The sequence below is a fragment of the Magnetococcales bacterium genome, assembly GCA_015232395.1.
Lineage (GTDB): Bacteria > Pseudomonadota > Magnetococcia > Magnetococcales > JADFZT01 > JADFZT01.
The window spans coordinates 24,244-38,968 of the sequence record JADFZT010000013.1 but is presented as its reverse complement, the minus strand read 5'-3'; the positions used below and the strand labels follow the sequence as shown (position 1 = coordinate 38,968).

Annotated in this window: 15 protein-coding genes; 5 read left to right on the top strand and 10 right to left on the bottom strand. The window is 52.3% G+C overall.

The window, feature by feature from the left end; all coding sequences use genetic code 11:
- Positions 1–20: 20 nt before the first annotated feature.
- The 6 genes from HQL52_05830 to HQL52_05805 form a co-directional block, all read right to left on the bottom strand.
- Positions 21–1,862 carry a VWA domain-containing protein gene (locus tag HQL52_05830; GenBank protein MBF0368963.1) on the bottom strand — a complete coding sequence of 614 codons (1,842 nt, stop codon included), beginning with the start codon at positions 1,860–1,862 and terminating at the stop codon, positions 21–23.
- 2 nt (positions 1,863–1,864) lie between these two features.
- Positions 1,865–2,878, bottom strand: coding sequence for a 4Fe-4S binding protein (locus tag HQL52_05825; protein MBF0368962.1), 1,014 nt, complete (start codon positions 2,876–2,878; stop codon positions 1,865–1,867).
- A complete protein-coding gene (locus tag HQL52_05820; GenBank protein MBF0368961.1) occupies positions 2,859–3,668 on the bottom strand; it encodes a CbbQ/NirQ/NorQ/GpvN family protein in 810 nt (269 codons plus the stop codon). The genes HQL52_05825 and HQL52_05820 overlap by 20 nt, the downstream gene beginning before the upstream one ends.
- 75 nt (positions 3,669–3,743) lie before the next feature.
- Complete coding sequence (locus HQL52_05815; GenBank protein ID MBF0368960.1) at positions 3,744–5,129, bottom strand: cbb3-type cytochrome c oxidase subunit I; 1,386 nt, start codon at positions 5,127–5,129, stop codon at positions 3,744–3,746.
- 13 nt (positions 5,130–5,142) lie between these two features.
- The gene (locus HQL52_05810) at positions 5,143–5,583 is read right to left on the bottom strand and encodes a cytochrome c (GenBank protein ID MBF0368959.1); all 441 of its coding nucleotides are present in this window, start codon (positions 5,581–5,583) and stop codon (positions 5,143–5,145) included.
- A 27-nt stretch (positions 5,584–5,610) separates the two neighbouring features.
- The gene (locus tag HQL52_05805) at positions 5,611–5,817 is read right to left on the bottom strand and encodes a DUF2892 domain-containing protein (protein MBF0368958.1); all 207 of its coding nucleotides are present in this window, start codon (positions 5,815–5,817) and stop codon (positions 5,611–5,613) included.
- Between the two features lie 855 nt (positions 5,818–6,672).
- Here HQL52_05805 and HQL52_05800 point away from each other — a divergent pair.
- Positions 6,673–7,170: a hypothetical protein gene (locus tag HQL52_05800; GenBank protein MBF0368957.1), complete on the top strand. Its 498-nt coding sequence runs from the start codon at positions 6,673–6,675 to the stop codon at positions 7,168–7,170.
- A gap of 26 nt (positions 7,171–7,196) precedes the next feature.
- Here the strand turns inward: HQL52_05800 and HQL52_05795 are convergent, their stop codons facing one another.
- Positions 7,197–8,561, bottom strand: a complete 1,365-nt coding sequence (locus HQL52_05795; protein ID MBF0368956.1) for a sigma 54-interacting transcriptional regulator — start codon at positions 8,559–8,561, stop codon at positions 7,197–7,199.
- A 110-nt stretch (positions 8,562–8,671) separates the two neighbouring features.
- Between HQL52_05795 and HQL52_05790 the strand changes: the two genes are divergently transcribed.
- The 4 genes from HQL52_05790 (at position 8,672) to HQL52_05775 (ending at position 11,888) form a co-directional block, all read left to right on the top strand.
- The gene (locus HQL52_05790; GenBank protein MBF0368955.1) at positions 8,672–10,084 is read left to right on the top strand and encodes a cation diffusion facilitator family transporter; all 1,413 of its coding nucleotides are present in this window, start codon (positions 8,672–8,674) and stop codon (positions 10,082–10,084) included.
- A gap of 38 nt (positions 10,085–10,122) precedes the next feature.
- On the top strand, positions 10,123–10,719 hold the full coding sequence (locus HQL52_05785; protein MBF0368954.1) for a hypothetical protein: 597 nt from the start codon (positions 10,123–10,125) through the stop codon (positions 10,717–10,719).
- Between the two features lie 71 nt (positions 10,720–10,790).
- Positions 10,791–11,015 carry a DUF2892 domain-containing protein gene (locus HQL52_05780; GenBank protein ID MBF0368953.1) on the top strand — a complete coding sequence of 75 codons (225 nt, stop codon included), beginning with the start codon at positions 10,791–10,793 and terminating at the stop codon, positions 11,013–11,015.
- A gap of 303 nt (positions 11,016–11,318) precedes the next feature.
- Complete coding sequence (locus tag HQL52_05775; GenBank protein MBF0368952.1) at positions 11,319–11,888, top strand: hypothetical protein; 570 nt, start codon at positions 11,319–11,321, stop codon at positions 11,886–11,888.
- Positions 11,889–12,293: 405 nt separating this feature from the next.
- On the opposite strand, the gene HQL52_05770 is transcribed toward HQL52_05775, so the two are convergent.
- The 3 genes from HQL52_05770 to HQL52_05760 all read right to left on the bottom strand — a co-directional run bounded on the left by HQL52_05770 (position 12,294) and on the right by HQL52_05760 (position 14,714).
- Positions 12,294–12,605 carry a hypothetical protein gene (locus HQL52_05770; GenBank protein ID MBF0368951.1) on the bottom strand — a complete coding sequence of 104 codons (312 nt, stop codon included), beginning with the start codon at positions 12,603–12,605 and terminating at the stop codon, positions 12,294–12,296.
- Between the two features lie 482 nt (positions 12,606–13,087).
- Positions 13,088–13,915 (bottom strand): DUF3108 domain-containing protein, encoded by an 828-nt coding sequence (locus tag HQL52_05765; GenBank protein MBF0368950.1) that lies wholly within the window; start codon positions 13,913–13,915, stop codon positions 13,088–13,090.
- Positions 13,916–14,060: 145 nt separating this feature from the next.
- A complete protein-coding gene (locus tag HQL52_05760) occupies positions 14,061–14,714 on the bottom strand; it encodes a YceH family protein (GenBank protein MBF0368949.1) in 654 nt (217 codons plus the stop codon).
- Positions 14,715–14,725: the final 11 nt, after the last annotated feature.

The following is a 14,725-nucleotide window of genomic DNA, read 5'->3' as shown; positions in this document are numbered from 1 at the left end:
GACAAGCCGTTGGACGATACCTATCCCGTTAACCGAGCGTATAGTTGCGGCAGTTTTTGCGGAAGCTCTGAAGCGCGATGAATGTGGGCAAAACCACCTGGGCCGAACAGATAGCTGACATAACGCTCCGCATCCCGATCAATGGTGACGCAAAAAGGGTGTATGCCCTGTTTTTTCGCTTCCAAAATCGCCATACGGGTATCCTCAACACCATAGCGCCCCTCATATTGGTCGATATCGTTGGGCTTGCCGTCGGTCAACAGCAGCAAGAGACGCTTTTGCGCCGGTTGTTTTTCCAAAATGGTCGAAGCATGGCGGATGGCCGCACCCATGCGGGTGTAAAAACCAGGCCGCAGCGCCTGGATGCGACCCCGGGTATCACTGCCATAGGGGGTGTGGAACGGTTTGATCTCATGAAAACGGACGTGCTCGCGGCGTCTGGAGGAAAAGCCAAACAGCCCAAAGGAATCCCGGGTGGCAGAAAGCGCTTCGGCAAACAAAAACAGCCCATCACGGATCACGTCGATCACCCGTAATTCATCGTTGACCCAGGTGTCGGTGGAGAGGGAAAGATCTGCCAAAAGCAGACAAGCCAGATCTCTCTCCTGGAGCCGAGAATCCCGATAGAGGCGATCCTCAGTCGAGGCTTGCCCCGACAGGCGTTCGCTCTGAAAATCCAGGAACGCATCCAGATCCACTTCAGCCCCATCCCGCTGCCGCCGCAGCCAGCTCCGCCCCAGGCGCAGGGATTCAAACTGGTTTTTCAGCCGATGGGCAGGCCGCTGCAGAGCGTCGGGCAGCTCACAGGCAGGCGCATTGGCTGCAACCATGGGCTGAATGTGACAATGATTGGGTCGTAGGATACGTTTGCGATAGTCCCATTCCGGCACGAGAAGGCCTTCCCCCAGAGGGGTCTCATCTTGGGCCTCCGAGGGGAGATCCAGATCAAAACGCAAACGTTTGGCAGCCGGTTTTTGGTCCCGGGTCACATGTAGCTTATCCAGATCATCAGCGCTCTTCTGAGCGGCATCCAAATCCTCCTCTTCGTCCGTAGAGCGATCCACTTTGACAAAATCGGCCCAACTAAAGATCGATTCAAAGCGGTGCAGGATCAAGCCCCCCTCCTCCTGTGGCGCATCGGTTCCTACGGCCTGTCTGGTTTTTTGGTGCGTCTCGCTTTGGCTCTGGCCCGACGGTTCACCTGGGGTCAGATCGGCATCGTTTTTCCAAGCGCCTGCGTGTGGACCCATGGGCGGATTGGGATGGGACCATAACGGCACCGGCCAGGGAGGGTAGCGTCCCATGGGCAGCGTCGCCACACAGCCAGGTTTGATCAGGGCGGTGCGGATAGCCAGTTCAATAGCCCGCTCTTGGGCTGCCAGTTGCAGTGGATCCGGTCGCTGCAGCAGATGGGCGTTGAGCAGTCGTTGATAACGGGATCGCAACCCTGGAAACATTTGCAAAAGCTGTTGCACATGCGCCTGGTTGCGAACAAACCAATCGCCCTGGCTGCTCTCCTCACCCAGAGCGGCCAGAGCGGCCAACCACAGGTAGAGTTCACGATTGAGTAAACGCTCTGGGAAGAGGTCCAGCTCTGCGGGCATACGCAACGCCCGGTCATCGCACCAAAACCAGGGGGCCTTCAAATGGCTCCCGGCGATGCGCTGCCACCAATCGCGCCGGGCGTGGTGACGCTGTTCGTCAACCGCCTCCACCGTCAGACCGCCAGCCCCGCCCATCGCCCGAAAAAGAATACCGACGGCTCTCTTGACCTCATCCAGCCTCACCCGGGCCTGGGGATAACGCCGTGTCGAACGTTGGCTGATCAAACGGTCCCACTGGAGGCCTACCCACTCTTCCATGATCAGCTCCTGTCCATCTGCTTGGCAGAGATGGAATCTGGCAGTGAAACATAGCTACCGGAAAGTGATGAAACCCTCTCACCCCGCTGCCAACCGAGGGGGGGGCTGCCGGGTGTATCCTGCCGCTCCCGGGCACACGCTTGGGTGCACAATCCGCACTGGGTGCAGGTGGCAATTCGATTTTTGCCGCCACGTGGTTTCAGGCGCATGGGGCACACCGTATCGCAGGATTGGGGACACTCTTGACAGACCACCGCACGCTGTCGCTGGAACAGGGGAGTCAGGGCGGTGCGATTGCCCATCCAGACAAGGCTTTGAAACAGACCCGCCGCACAACCGAAGCGGCAAAACAGATGGCGAAAAAATAAAAAATCCAGAAACAGCAAACCGGTGGCGACCCCTAAAAAACGCGACTGATTGGGGGTTGGGTGACCATGAAGCAGATTCTGAAAAACCACCTCCGGCGGCAAAAGATAGGTGAGCATGGATACGGCCCAAATAAAGGCCATGGCCAGCGCGGCAGCGGCTACCGGGAGCCAGGCGAGCAAACGGCCTGGTGGAGAAAAAGAGCTATCCCGACGTTCCCAAAAAGTGGGTTTTCCCAAGGTGCGTCGCATCAGGCCGTTCAACATTTCCACCACTGAAAAATGGGGACAGAGCCAACCGCAATAAAGCCGCCCAAAATGCCAGGAGACCACCACGACCAAGCCGATGATAGCCAGCACCGGCAGGATGGCATGGGTCAGAACGGAAACTCCCGCCGCCACCGGATCCATCCCCCCTTCTCTGAGGAATGGAGACAGGCCCAAGGAGAGGTGGCGACCGAAAAAGACGAACGATCCGGCGTACAGATCCAACCGAAACAGGTCCAACACCGGCGCACAGAGAAACAGGAAAAAAAACAGCCCCCGGCTCAGCAGACGCCAACGTTGCAAACGCTGGTGGAGCCGTAGAGGTCGTGCGATCGATTTGATGGAATATCGTGATTCTGGAATATCAACGACCGAAGGTGGCACGGATCACCTCCATCAGGGCATCGACGGTTTCAGGGTCGTCGCTCAACGGCTCGGCCAAGGCAGCGCGGCATGCCGCTTCTGGAGAAAAACCACCGTGGATCAGGGTGGCAGCATAGACCAGCAGCCGTGTGCTGACAGCCTCCTCCAGATCATGATCCTTCAACCCCCTCAGTGCATTGCCCAGATTGACCAGGCGTCCCGCCAAGGCGCTATCCACACCGCTTTCCTGGCTGAGAATCTTTTTTTCGAGATCCGGAGGTGGCAAGGTAAAACTCAAAGCGACGAATCGTTGTCGGGTGCTGGGTTTCAACCCTTTGAGTAAATTTTGGTAGCCGGGATTATAGGAGATCACCAGCATGAATTCCGGCGGTGCCTCCAGCTCCTCACCGGTACGCTCAACGGGCAGACTGCGCCGATGATCCGCCAGGGGGTGTAACACGACGGTGGTATCCTTGCGGGCTTCCACCACCTCATCGAGATAGCAGATACCTCCCTGGCGTACCGCCCGGGTCAGGGGACCATCGTTCCAGTAGGTTGCCCCATCTCCGATCAGATGACGCCCCACCAAATCCGGTGCAGTCAAATCATCGTGGCAGGCAACGGTAAACAGGGGACGAGCGAGACGGCTGGCCATGTGCGCGACAAAACGGGTTTTGCCACAACCAGTCGGACCTTTGATGAGCAACGGCAGTTGGTTGTGATAGGCATATTCGAAGAGTTCCACTTCGTTGCCAACCGGCTGGTAGAACGGCACTTTCCGGTTTAAATGGTCTGGGGTTTTCATGTCCATGGCAGGCTCCTGTCGGGTAGGATGGATTGCGGAGGCGGACCGGTTTCAACTTCGGGTCCGCCTCCTGGAGAGCATCTAAGCCGTTGCGACAGAGGCCTTCTTGCCGTCTGCGATAAAGCTGATGAAATAAACCACCAACCCGACCAGGAACAGCACACCCGCCCATTCACGCATCCAGAAAAACAGGCTGATCTGCTCCTGTCCTTCCATGAACGATACGGGGGTTTCAGCCATACGTTGCAGGTAGACCTGGAGAATGCCGGCACCGGTCAAAAACAGGGTGATCAGCAGCATGGCGCTGGACATCAGCCAGAAAGACCAAATCTCCAGCTTTTGGGAGCGTGCACCGCTGGTAGCGCCATGTCCACGCAGCAGGGGCATGGCGTAGGAGATGATGGCCATGACGATCATGGCATAGGCGCCGAAGAAGGCCAGGTGACCATGAGCGGCGGTCAGCTGGGTGCCGTGGGTGTAATAGTTGACCGGTGACAGGGTATGCATGAAACCCCAGACCCCCGCCCCCAAAAAGGCCATGACGGCCGTGCCCAAAGCCCAGAGGGTTGCGGCCTTGTTTGGATGGTTGCGGCGACGGCGGTTGATCATGTTGAAAGCGAACACCACCATCATGAAAAATGGAATCGGTTCAAAAGCTGAAAACACCGATCCCCACCACTGCCAATATTCAGGTGCGCCGATCCAAAAATAGTGATGTCCAGTACCGATGATGCCGGTGATCAGGGACATGGCGATGATGATGTAGAGCCATTTTTCGATCACCTCCCGGTCAACACCCGTCACCTTGATGAGAATGAAGGCGAGGATCGCCCCCAGGATCAATTCCCAAACCCCTTCCACCCACAGATGCACGACCCACCACCAAAAATATTTATCCAGCACCAGGTTGGTCGGGTTATAGAAAGAGAACAAAAACAGCAACGCCAAGCCCAACAAGCCGATGAGCAGCACCATACTGATGGCGGTTTTACGCCCTTTGAGCACCGTCATGCCGATGTTGTATAAAAACCCCAGACAAACCACGACAATCCCCACCTTGGTGATGGTCGGCTGTTCCAGAAATTCCCGGCCCATGGTCGGCAGGAGATCATTGCCTGTCGCTTCGGCCAACCGGGCATAGGGCACCAACAGATAACCCAGAATGGTGAGCACCCCGGCGGTCAGAAAAACCCAAAAGAGCACGATGGCCAGCTTCGGGCTGTGCAGGTCGGTCTCGCTCTCTTCGGGAACCAGATAGTAACTGGCGCCCATAAAGCCAAACAGCAGCCAGACGATCAGCAGGTTGGTATGGACCATGCGGGCGACGTTGAAAGGGATGTAGGGAAACAAAAAGTCTCCGATGACATATTGCAGCCCCATGATCAGCCCGAATACGATCTGTCCGGCGAACAAAACAAGGGCGGCGATAAAATAGGGTTTGGCGACGGCTTGTGATGGATATTTCATCTATATGTCTCCCTTAACCTTCAATGTTCGGCGGCCATCCGGCGGTGTCGATCTCACCGGACCACTTTAAAAATTCCGCTATCGCATCCAGCTCTTCCTCAGACAGATTGAAATTGGGCATCTGCCGCCGTCCGGGATCTTCCGTGGGCATGGCCGCGATCCACCCCTTGATATACGCCTTACCCCCATCGTCTCCGCCCCGACGGGCATAAACATTCCCCAACTCCGGGGCAAAGTAGGCCCCTTCACCGAGCAGGGTGTGGCAACCGATACAGTTGTTGTCCTCCCAAACTTTTTTTCCAAGGACCACCTGGGGGGTGATATTTTCCCGATGGTCACGCTTGGGTAGCTTGCGTACGGTGTCCAACGTCAGCCCCAAAAAGAGCAGGATGAAAAACAGGCTGCCGCCATAAAAGATGTTACGGGCCATGGATTTGGTAAACTTTTCACTCATCTTCAGGTCACTCCTCTTACAGATGGATCAGGCAGACAACGCCTGTTGGTCCGCTGGGCAGGTGTTCAACCCAAAGAGAGGATAGAATGGACAAAACTTGAAAATGCCGGTCAGCAATGGAATCAAACCGGCCCACCCAAAAATGGTTTTTGGCCCCATAAAGACCAGTAAAATCAACACAACACCAACAACGACGCGTAACAGTCGATCCACACCACCCACATTTGCCTGCATGGTTAAATCCTCCTTGATTCGATGGGTTGAACGGGTCAATCAGGCGCACTTAAGCGCTCATCGCTCATCACGCCATTTGGACCCCGTTTTTCTGCTGTTTCGTCAAACCCTTTTGCAACAGTAGTGCCAACAACGCAACGTGTTGGTTATCATAAAATTTATCTGTCTTTTGCCATTATCAGACAGCTGTCACTGTTGACTTGACTGTCCAGGTTACTGTTCAGTGTGGACAGATTGTTTTCGACCCGGACTCATGAATCCCTGTGTGGATAAAATTTGGATGCCATTTCGCGGAGCGTCCGCTTCGGCAGGTAGTGATCCATCCAAAGATTCAAGGCCTCAATGGCTTCCGGGGTTGGTTGTGCAGGAATTTGTCTGAACAACGCCAAAACCCATTTTTCTGAATTGATGCGAAAGGCCTCTATTTCAGCCTGGATATAGGCTCGGAGTTGCCGATAATTTTTCGGGGTTGCGAGTTGAGTTCCACTTTTCATAAACACCTCCGTCCCGCCATCGGCACGAATGGTTAGCTCTTGTTCTGTTGGACTGATACGGCAAGGGTTATGCCAGGCATTTGGCCAGGAGCGGCCATTTTGGTGGGGATCGTTCTATTTGATTGTAATTACGTCTGAAAATATAATTCTAGCCATGAATTAAACATTATTTTGCCCGAAAAACAGTTTGCAATAGACCAGAAAAAGGTCATTTTTGTCGCGCCACTACACGAACAAACAAGCCAACAATGACCTTATTTTGAAAAGAGTCGTGTGACAGACAAATGCTTCACCCTCTCCGCCTCCCCCAGAACAAGCCATGACACCACACCTGAAATGATCGGACGGCGAAAGCTGGTCCATGGCATCACGCCTCCCAAACAAGCCAATTGATGGAATAAACATCCAAAAATGGCGCGCCAATTTTGTCTTAATCAACAACAGCCACCCCACATCAGCTGAACGCCACCCAAATGAACGCATATTATTTTATCGTTTTAATTCAAATAGGTGGAACATAAACATACCCACCGAACGACACAAAAATGTGGCTTGGCTCAGTTCATGCGGTAGGTCAGTTTCAGTTTTGGAAATTGTATTGATGCCGCAACCACAGAAATGGAGCGTTCAGATGTGTGCATTTTCAGGAACAAGGAAGCCCGTTTGGCCTTTGATGACGATGGCACTGTTTTTGGTGGCAGGGCTTGCTTATGTTGATCTGTCCAAGACAGGGGAACAGAGTCCAAGCGCCACCCAGAGGCGGTTTAACCCTATTCAGGAGGAAAACAATAGGCTGATAACCATTCAGGTGGAAGACGACAGGCAGACAACAGGTGCGAACCAAAAAAAAGAAGGCTGAAAAAGAGAGCTGCCAACGGGTCTCTGTTACGCCTTGGCGGTTTTGATTTTGCGCACCAAGGTACGCAGACTGATGCCCAGCTTTTTTGCCAACGCCTCTCTCTTGCCGGGAAAGGTGGCTAAGATATGGCGCATATAGAGAGCCTCCACAGCTTCCAAGGTTTGAACTCCTTTGATTTGAAAAAGGCTCTCTTCATCGGTCGTGTGGTTTTGGAAATCGTGTGCCTGACTGAATGCAACTGGCGCGGCTTCCCCACAGATACCCGGAAAATGCATCGGCTTCAGCTGATGGCCACTGGCTAAAATTCTGGCCCTCTCCAGCAGGTTTTGCAGCTCACGAATATTGCCTGGAAAAGCGTATTCACCCAGGCAGCTCAAAGCCTCCTTGGAAAGAGAATAATTTTTCTTTCCTGGATAGCGTCTCAGCAGGGAGTTTGCCAGCAGACCGATATCCTCCCGGCGATCACGAAGCGCGGGCAATTGGATGGGGAATATGCTGATTCGATAATAGAGATCTTTGCGGAAAAGACCCGTTTTGACCATCTCTGCCAAATTGCGATTGGTGGCGCAAATCAGGCGGAAATCCACATATTTAGCCTCCGTACTCCCTACTCTGCGAAAAGTTTGGGTTTCCAACAGGCGCAACAATTTGACCTGAATCTGCGCGGAGACCTCGCCAATCTCATCCAAAAACAGCGTACCGCCATGTGCTGCTTCAATCAGACCGGGCTTGTCAAAATAGGCCCCGGTGAAGGCCCCCTTTTTATGGCCAAACAGCTCACTTTCAAACAGATTGTCCGCAAGCCCGGAGCATTCGACGGGAACGAAAGGCTTTTTGCTCCGATCACTTCCTTCATGAATGGCCCGGGAGATCAACTCCTTGCCGGTGCCGGACTCCCCCAGCAGCAGGACGGTTGTCTGCTCCTTGGCCACACGTTGCACCAGTTCCAGCATCTGGTTGAATGCCGGAGCCTTGCCAACCAATCCAACCGGGGTTGGTTCGGCACTGGCGACCAGTGTTGGCCTCAATATTTCCAAATAATACCGCGCCTTGCCGCGCCTGTCCCGGATGGGACGGATCTCGACATCGACAAACTCACACCCTTTGGTGGACTGATGCACATGCAGCATGCGCTCGGCATGTTCTGATTCCATACTGGCCTTGAGGGGGCAGCACTCCCCAGCTTCGTCACAGGGCCGATCAAATCCGTGTGAAACCTCATAGCAGTGCAACCCTTCAAGAGATTTTTCGCCACCGAGCTCTTCCTGGTAGGCCTCGTTGGCTGCCAAAATTTGGAAGGTTGAATCCAGAAGGATGGCCGGATCGTGAATGTTGGCCAGATCTTTCATGGCCTTTTTGGATGGCGAGGGGATGGGTTGCCGCAAGGCCATGGGGCTCTTTCCAGTTTAGAGTCAAAAATGGCCATTAAACACAAATAATGGCGTGCCAATAATAGATAAATACGGATGGTACGTCAACCCAACATACATGCAGGATTCATTTGACACAGGATCAATGTTTTTATTTTTCACATATATTTCATCATCTTGCACGCTGTCACCTCAAGCACCATCCATCATTCCAGGTGCTGGCATGGCTTATGCGCTGTCTTTACACAAGCATCCTTTATCAACGAACAACCGGAGTTCAAAATATGCCCGAAACAGCCACCCAACCGAATCAGATTCCATCCGACCAAACACTGGAGCGTGTCGGATGGATGTCCATGGGCGTGAACGTGTTGCTCATTTTTCTGAATGTCGTTTTGGGATGGTTTTCCGGGAGTATCGCTGTGATGGCGGAAGCGCTGCACAATTTCGTGGATATGGTCGGTTCGGTGGGCGTTATAGCCGGCCTCAAACTGTCACGCAAAAAATCGGCTGATTTTCCCTATGGTCTGTACAAAGTCGAAAATATCGTTGCATTGACCATTGCGGCTCTCATTTTTCTTGCTGGATACGAAATAGCCAAGGAAGCCATCCTGTCGACCAGCGACGGCGTTAAGGTGACGTGGCCGATTCTGACCGGTGTCATCCTTTCGCTTGTCATTCCCGTGCTCTTCAGCGCCTATGAGTTGCGGATTGGTAAACAGGCCAATTCACCCAGCATCATTGCCGATGGTGAAGAGTTTCGCATGCATGCGCTCTCCTCTGGGGCCGTCCTGTTGGGCCTTTGCGGGCAATATATCGGCTGGGATTTGGATCGGTGGGCCAGTCTATTCGTTGTCGTGTTTATTCTCCAAACCGGCTGGGAGCTGTCCCGTGAGGCCATGCGGGCACTGCTGGATGCCAGCCTGGATTCCGAAACCCTACACAAAATTCAATCCATTCTTGAGTCGGACCCCTTGACGGTTGAAGTCAAGTCGGTCACCGGACGCAATGCCGGCCGGTATCGTTTTTTGGAAGCAGCCGTGATCCTGCGTACCCACAATCTGGTTAAGGCTGAAACCGCGTGTCGCCGCATGGAAACAGCCATTCGGAATGAGGTTCCACATCTGGAACGGGTGCTCATCCACAGCTCGCCTGTGAGTGCGGATTATATTGTTTGTGCCATACCGGTAAGCGAGGAAGGTCGTCTGCTGGAGGATTGTTTTTGCCATGCTCACTCTTTTTATCTTTCAACCATCGAAAACTCCAGCGGAAATGCAGATGCGGGAAGCATCCATACAAACCCCTTCATAACCCTGGAACATGGCAAAGGGATTCAACTCGGCAAGTGGTTGGTCAACCATCATGTCGACTTGGTACTGACACGCACGGCTCTCGACGGTAAAGGTCTTTCTTATGTGTTGTCGGATGCTGGAGTGGAAGTGCGGGAAACGCCCCATGAGCGGGTAGCGGATGCGTTAGCCAATGCGTTGGCGGATGTGCGCCCCCTCCCCCTCCACCTTCCTGCATCGGGAAATGGCTATTAAGTGGTCATTGGGTCGAACAACCATCAGGAGGAACAGTCATGATTCACTTTTTTCCCGTTATCGCCATTGGCTACCTTGGTGCGGCAGCCATCATGCGTTTAGCTGAGAAAAAACAGCATACGGCCAAATCAATGCCCCACAAGAAAAAGAAAAAAACCGCCTTGGCACACCCAACCGCTACCGTGCGCATCATCCGAGAAACGATCCTGGAGGATAATAACGTTGCGCTCTCCACCGAAGATGTCCCGCTGGACAACCGCTTTGGTGAGAAACCCCTGGTCAGCGAGCACCTGTTTTCACGCACTGCCGACACCTCCATGGAGTTGGATCGAAGTCAGGATTTCAGCGGCAGTCTGGGGGCGAATCTCCTCTCCCTGGTGGAAGCCAAGGCACAGACAAAACTATCCAAGACATTGGGCTTTCAGATCGGCAGCAAAATCACCCGTGAAATCAAGTTGAAATTTGCTGCCGCACCGGGTCAGTTCGCCCACTATCGTGTGGTTTGGAAGCAGGATACCCGCCGGGGCATCTATGAAGTAGAGGTGGCAGGCAAACGGTATGACATACCGTTTCTGGTGACCTATGGTCTCTGCCATTCGATTGAAAGCATTGAAGAAAAAACCAATGGAAGATGATCGTGGACAAAGTCAGGCAACACTCACAGAGGGTTTCCAACAGGAATTGATGCGTCAAAGGAGATCAAACCATGAATATCAATGTCGGCGGTTGGGATCGGTTCCTACGGATCGTGATGGGCATCACGCTAATTTTCGTGGCACTAAGACTCTTCAGGCCAACGTTATGGCTGCTCGGTCTAAGCATGCTTTATACCGGAGTCTACCGATCTTGCCCCCTCTACCGATTAATCGGCTTCCATACCTCCGCTGTGATTCCGGGATTCTCGGTTTCCCGGACAGGGCTGTTTAAATAAATACGGCTTATGGCTGCCCTCCTTCATCCGACCATGGAGCCTTCATTTTGGTCAAGATGACGCAAAAAAAAGATCCGGGCCAAGCATGGCAGGCCTGGGGATAAGCGGTTCCTGGTTGGTGCTGGGTGAAAGGGCGGACTTGACCGATACAACCTACTTGCCATGCCGTTGATACGGCTTTAAGACTTTGACCCTCGATACCCTGTGGCTTACCGTAGAGAGGTTCGTTCAGATTGAAATGGGATGATTTTTCCCTTCTTCCGGTTTTTTCTGGAGAAGGCTGAGCCATGATCGGAATAAAACATGAAAACAACAATCCAGCAGCTCCATATTTGGCATGGGAAAGATCAGATCATCCGTCAGGTGGAAATAATTGCAGAATCTGACGACTGGTATCGTGGTGGGCGGAAAATTGGCAGGCTCAAACGAGAGTTAAGTAAAATGGATGAAATGTCCCCTCCATTTGAAAAACTTTTTGAAGAAAGAGTGGAGACCGCACATCAAACCTATATGGACCGGCTTTCCTTGCACAAATTAAAGGGGCCAAGGAATCAGCGCTCTCTCAAGGAGGCGGAAATTAGCCGAAATAAAGCCCAGTCGGCTCTTTTTTTGGCCAGCATTGCCCAAGCAGAGAAGATCATCGCCCATTTTCAACAGAATCTTTCCTTATGCAATGAGCAGACAAGAGAAGAACTGGATCTTGAGATGACAATGCAGATAATTGATCGAATGAAGAGGGAAATGGCAGAGAAGAAAAACAAAATTCACATGAATAAGGCTGTCGTAGAGGTGCTTGAATCTCCCGACGGCTTTGTGGGCTGTTCTGGAACCATCAGAACCGTCCAGATTTCAAAAACCCAGCCGCTCCATTAGAAAATTGGGCAAGCCATTTCAAACGGCAAGGTAGGCTGGTGCTTTCTGTGATCTTTGCTGATTTTTAAACGATTTATTAAAGGTGGGCGTTTGGGGGCATGGTCCATTTGGCGATCAACCCGCCCCTGTGGCAGATTCCCGTCATGGACACGATTCGCTCACCCTACCACGGATTCCGTTCCCGGGCGAAACGATCAACCATGGGGCCCGGCTCTACCCCATCGACAATCAATCTCTCCAAGACCATCCTCTCCATATCCGCATCCCTCTCGCTGGATCCTTCAGGGAGAGGCCATGGCAAAACAAGAGGATGTCACTGGAATTTTATCCGGGAATTGAAGCATGCCGAGCCTGCACGCCGGGCCTTGAAGATTCGTGTCTTTCCTACATTCGACAGCAGCTCTATCAGCTTCCGGCATTGCCAAATTCAGCCACTTTGTGAAATTTGGCCGTTAGTTTTGATGGCATTTTATAACCACCCTTCTCCATGCCAAACTTAAAAGCGCTCACACCAGCAATCATGATTGCCACCCAAACAGCAACTTCAATGCTGCTGCCGATGATTTTAAAAAAGCCAACCAGAGATAAAATCGCCCCGACACAGATAAACATCATTGGCTTGATATTGATCTGAGAAAACATGCCATCCATCGTTTCCTGGATATAGTCTTGAGCAGCAAGAATATTCTTTATCTGCTTGTTAATATCAATCACCATATTTTTTCTCCTCGGATATTTGTGCCTACATATACGCTCACGAACATACACGCTCACGAACATACACGCCCACGAACTAAGAAGCACAAACCATACCACTCCAAAAAGTATCCATGAAGAACTCCAAACGCCCCTATGGCTGCCCCCTCCCCTGACCCATCGAAAGCGGAAGTGCTGATGGCTCTCCTGCTTGAAAATTCCGGGTTCGTTGTCTTTAATTTTCTCTCCAAAGCCTGTTGCAACAGGTCGATTTTGCTCGCAAGGCTTGGCTTGGTGTTTTTGAAAGTATCAGCATATTCAATCATATGCGAGACTCACAGAGAGCTGTGCAACGCGGCATCAAGGCCAAAAGCGGCATATGGCGACAGACTCCTTGGTGGATCAAGAGGCTGGGGCATGTGTGCACGCCAACTGTTCGGATTTAGGATCAAGGATGGACGAAATTTACGGAAGCCAGCAGGATCAGTTTGGCCGAGTTTTGCTCAATTTGACATCCCCTCTGTCAGCCAACTTCCAGTACCTTCAGAAATCTCTGTCAGTTCAAATTCCATGGTACCGATACTCACCTTTGATTTGACCAGTATTGGCAGTCGGCGGAGATCATCACTCAACCAAACCGTGGTCCGTCCATTCCCCTTCCGTTTGTTAAACAGTCCCAGATCCAGAGAGACGGGAAAGGCCTGAAACTGGCCTGCGGCCACCTCCAACATCTGGACATCGCCCACTTCCACCGGGGTATGGTGCCACTCCCGGCTCCCCATAACGGAAATATTGATGGTAGAGGCTGGGGTTAGATCTTGTTGAAACCGCAAGAGATAAAGGGCGGTAACTGGATCGTTGACCTGAGAAGGGACACTCTCCAAGTATTCCGGCTCTCCTTGATTCAGCCTTCTGACCACCGCCTCTTTTTCCCTTTGGAAGGCATATTCAGTGAGACGCTTTCGTCCTCCTTCAGACTGTTTTTTTGTGAATGAAAGAGCATTCAAGCCTTTTTGAGACCAGACACCTTCGGCGATGAGATAATCATTCACTGGATAGAATGTTTCCACCAGACCACTTGATCTCAAGTGGATGGAAAAAGAGTATCTCTCATTTCCAACTTTATCTGCTCTCATAACCGCTTTGCCTGAGGATATTCCAGACCAGCTGACTTTAAATGTGAGTGCTTCTCCCGGTTGAGGTCCAGCAGATGAAGGCACCTCTGCCATGGTCTCACGGCTCACTGAAAACAGGGAAACCATGATCAACAGCCATGCCACCACCACGGTATGGTTCCGTTTTTTTCCTGTGGAACTCTCTAGGTTTTTCAAAAACCATCTCCCTGTTAATCGGATGTTTTGTGGCTGACAAAGGTGATTCCAAGTGGAAATGAGACACACCTTCCCATGAAGCGTCTTTCCCACGATGACGAGCCAAAAGAGCATGCCCCATTTTTAAATGGTATGGATAGACCTCTCAATCAAACTGGGTTTTGAAGGCGTCAAACTCCTCCCTGAGTTCCTGCAACTGCCGACGCAGTTGGGCAACCTCATCAGCAAGGCTTCCCGCCCTGGAGAGGGGAGATCGCTCGGCTTGTGGGGAGATGTCCGGCTCACCCATGAACAGATGCGCATAACGTGGTTCCTTGCGGCCTGGCTGGACCGGAAGCTTCACGGCCCAGGGCATGGGTTCCTCTTCCGACTGAAATGCCAGAACTTTTCCTTTTATGAGGGAAGCAAGGGTGCTCTCCACCTCACCTGTACCCTGGAAAGAGTGCAGCCGTTCACAGCGGGTGCATATTTCTCCCAGAGTCTGGGGACCACGCAGTAGCAGTACGGCTAAAATCGCCTCTTCCTTGGGAAGAATGTCGGATTTTTCACGAAAAAAATGGCCATATTTGTCAACCCGGCCGCCACTCAACTTCATGACCAGACCTTTGTCCCGCAAACCATTTATACCCGCAATCACCACCTCCTGCTCCAAGGACATCACGGGATGACGGTTGGATTTTTGGTTGCAGGCATTGATCAAGGCGTTGAGAGATAAGGGATAGACATCTGGGGTTGCCAACCTTTTTTCCAACAACACCCCCAGGATTCGGACCTCCAATTCATCAAGTGGAAATGTCATTAATCAGTGCC

Coding starts and splice junctions, on each gene's coding strand:
- HQL52_05830 (MBF0368963.1), bottom strand. CDS start 1,862: ATGGAAGAGTGGGTAGGCCTCCAGTGGGACCGTTTGATCAGCCAACGT.
- HQL52_05820 (MBF0368961.1), bottom strand. CDS start 3,668: ATGGACATGAAAACCCCAGACCATTTAAACCGGAAAGTGCCGTTCTAC.
- HQL52_05815 (MBF0368960.1), bottom strand. CDS start 5,129: ATGAAATATCCATCACAAGCCGTCGCCAAACCCTATTTTATCGCCGCC.
- HQL52_05810 (MBF0368959.1), bottom strand. CDS start 5,583: ATGAGTGAAAAGTTTACCAAATCCATGGCCCGTAACATCTTTTATGGC.
- HQL52_05805 (MBF0368958.1), bottom strand. CDS start 5,817: ATGCAGGCAAATGTGGGTGGTGTGGATCGACTGTTACGCGTCGTTGTT.
- HQL52_05800 (MBF0368957.1), top strand. CDS start 6,673: ATGGCATCACGCCTCCCAAACAAGCCAATTGATGGAATAAACATCCAA.
- HQL52_05795 (MBF0368956.1), bottom strand. CDS start 8,561: ATGGCCTTGCGGCAACCCATCCCCTCGCCATCCAAAAAGGCCATGAAA.
- HQL52_05785 (MBF0368954.1), top strand. CDS start 10,123: ATGATTCACTTTTTTCCCGTTATCGCCATTGGCTACCTTGGTGCGGCA.
- HQL52_05780 (MBF0368953.1), top strand. CDS start 10,791: ATGAATATCAATGTCGGCGGTTGGGATCGGTTCCTACGGATCGTGATG.
- HQL52_05775 (MBF0368952.1), top strand. CDS start 11,319: ATGAAAACAACAATCCAGCAGCTCCATATTTGGCATGGGAAAGATCAG.
- HQL52_05770 (MBF0368951.1), bottom strand. CDS start 12,605: ATGGTGATTGATATTAACAAGCAGATAAAGAATATTCTTGCTGCTCAA.
- HQL52_05760 (MBF0368949.1), bottom strand. CDS start 14,714: ATGACATTTCCACTTGATGAATTGGAGGTCCGAATCCTGGGGGTGTTG.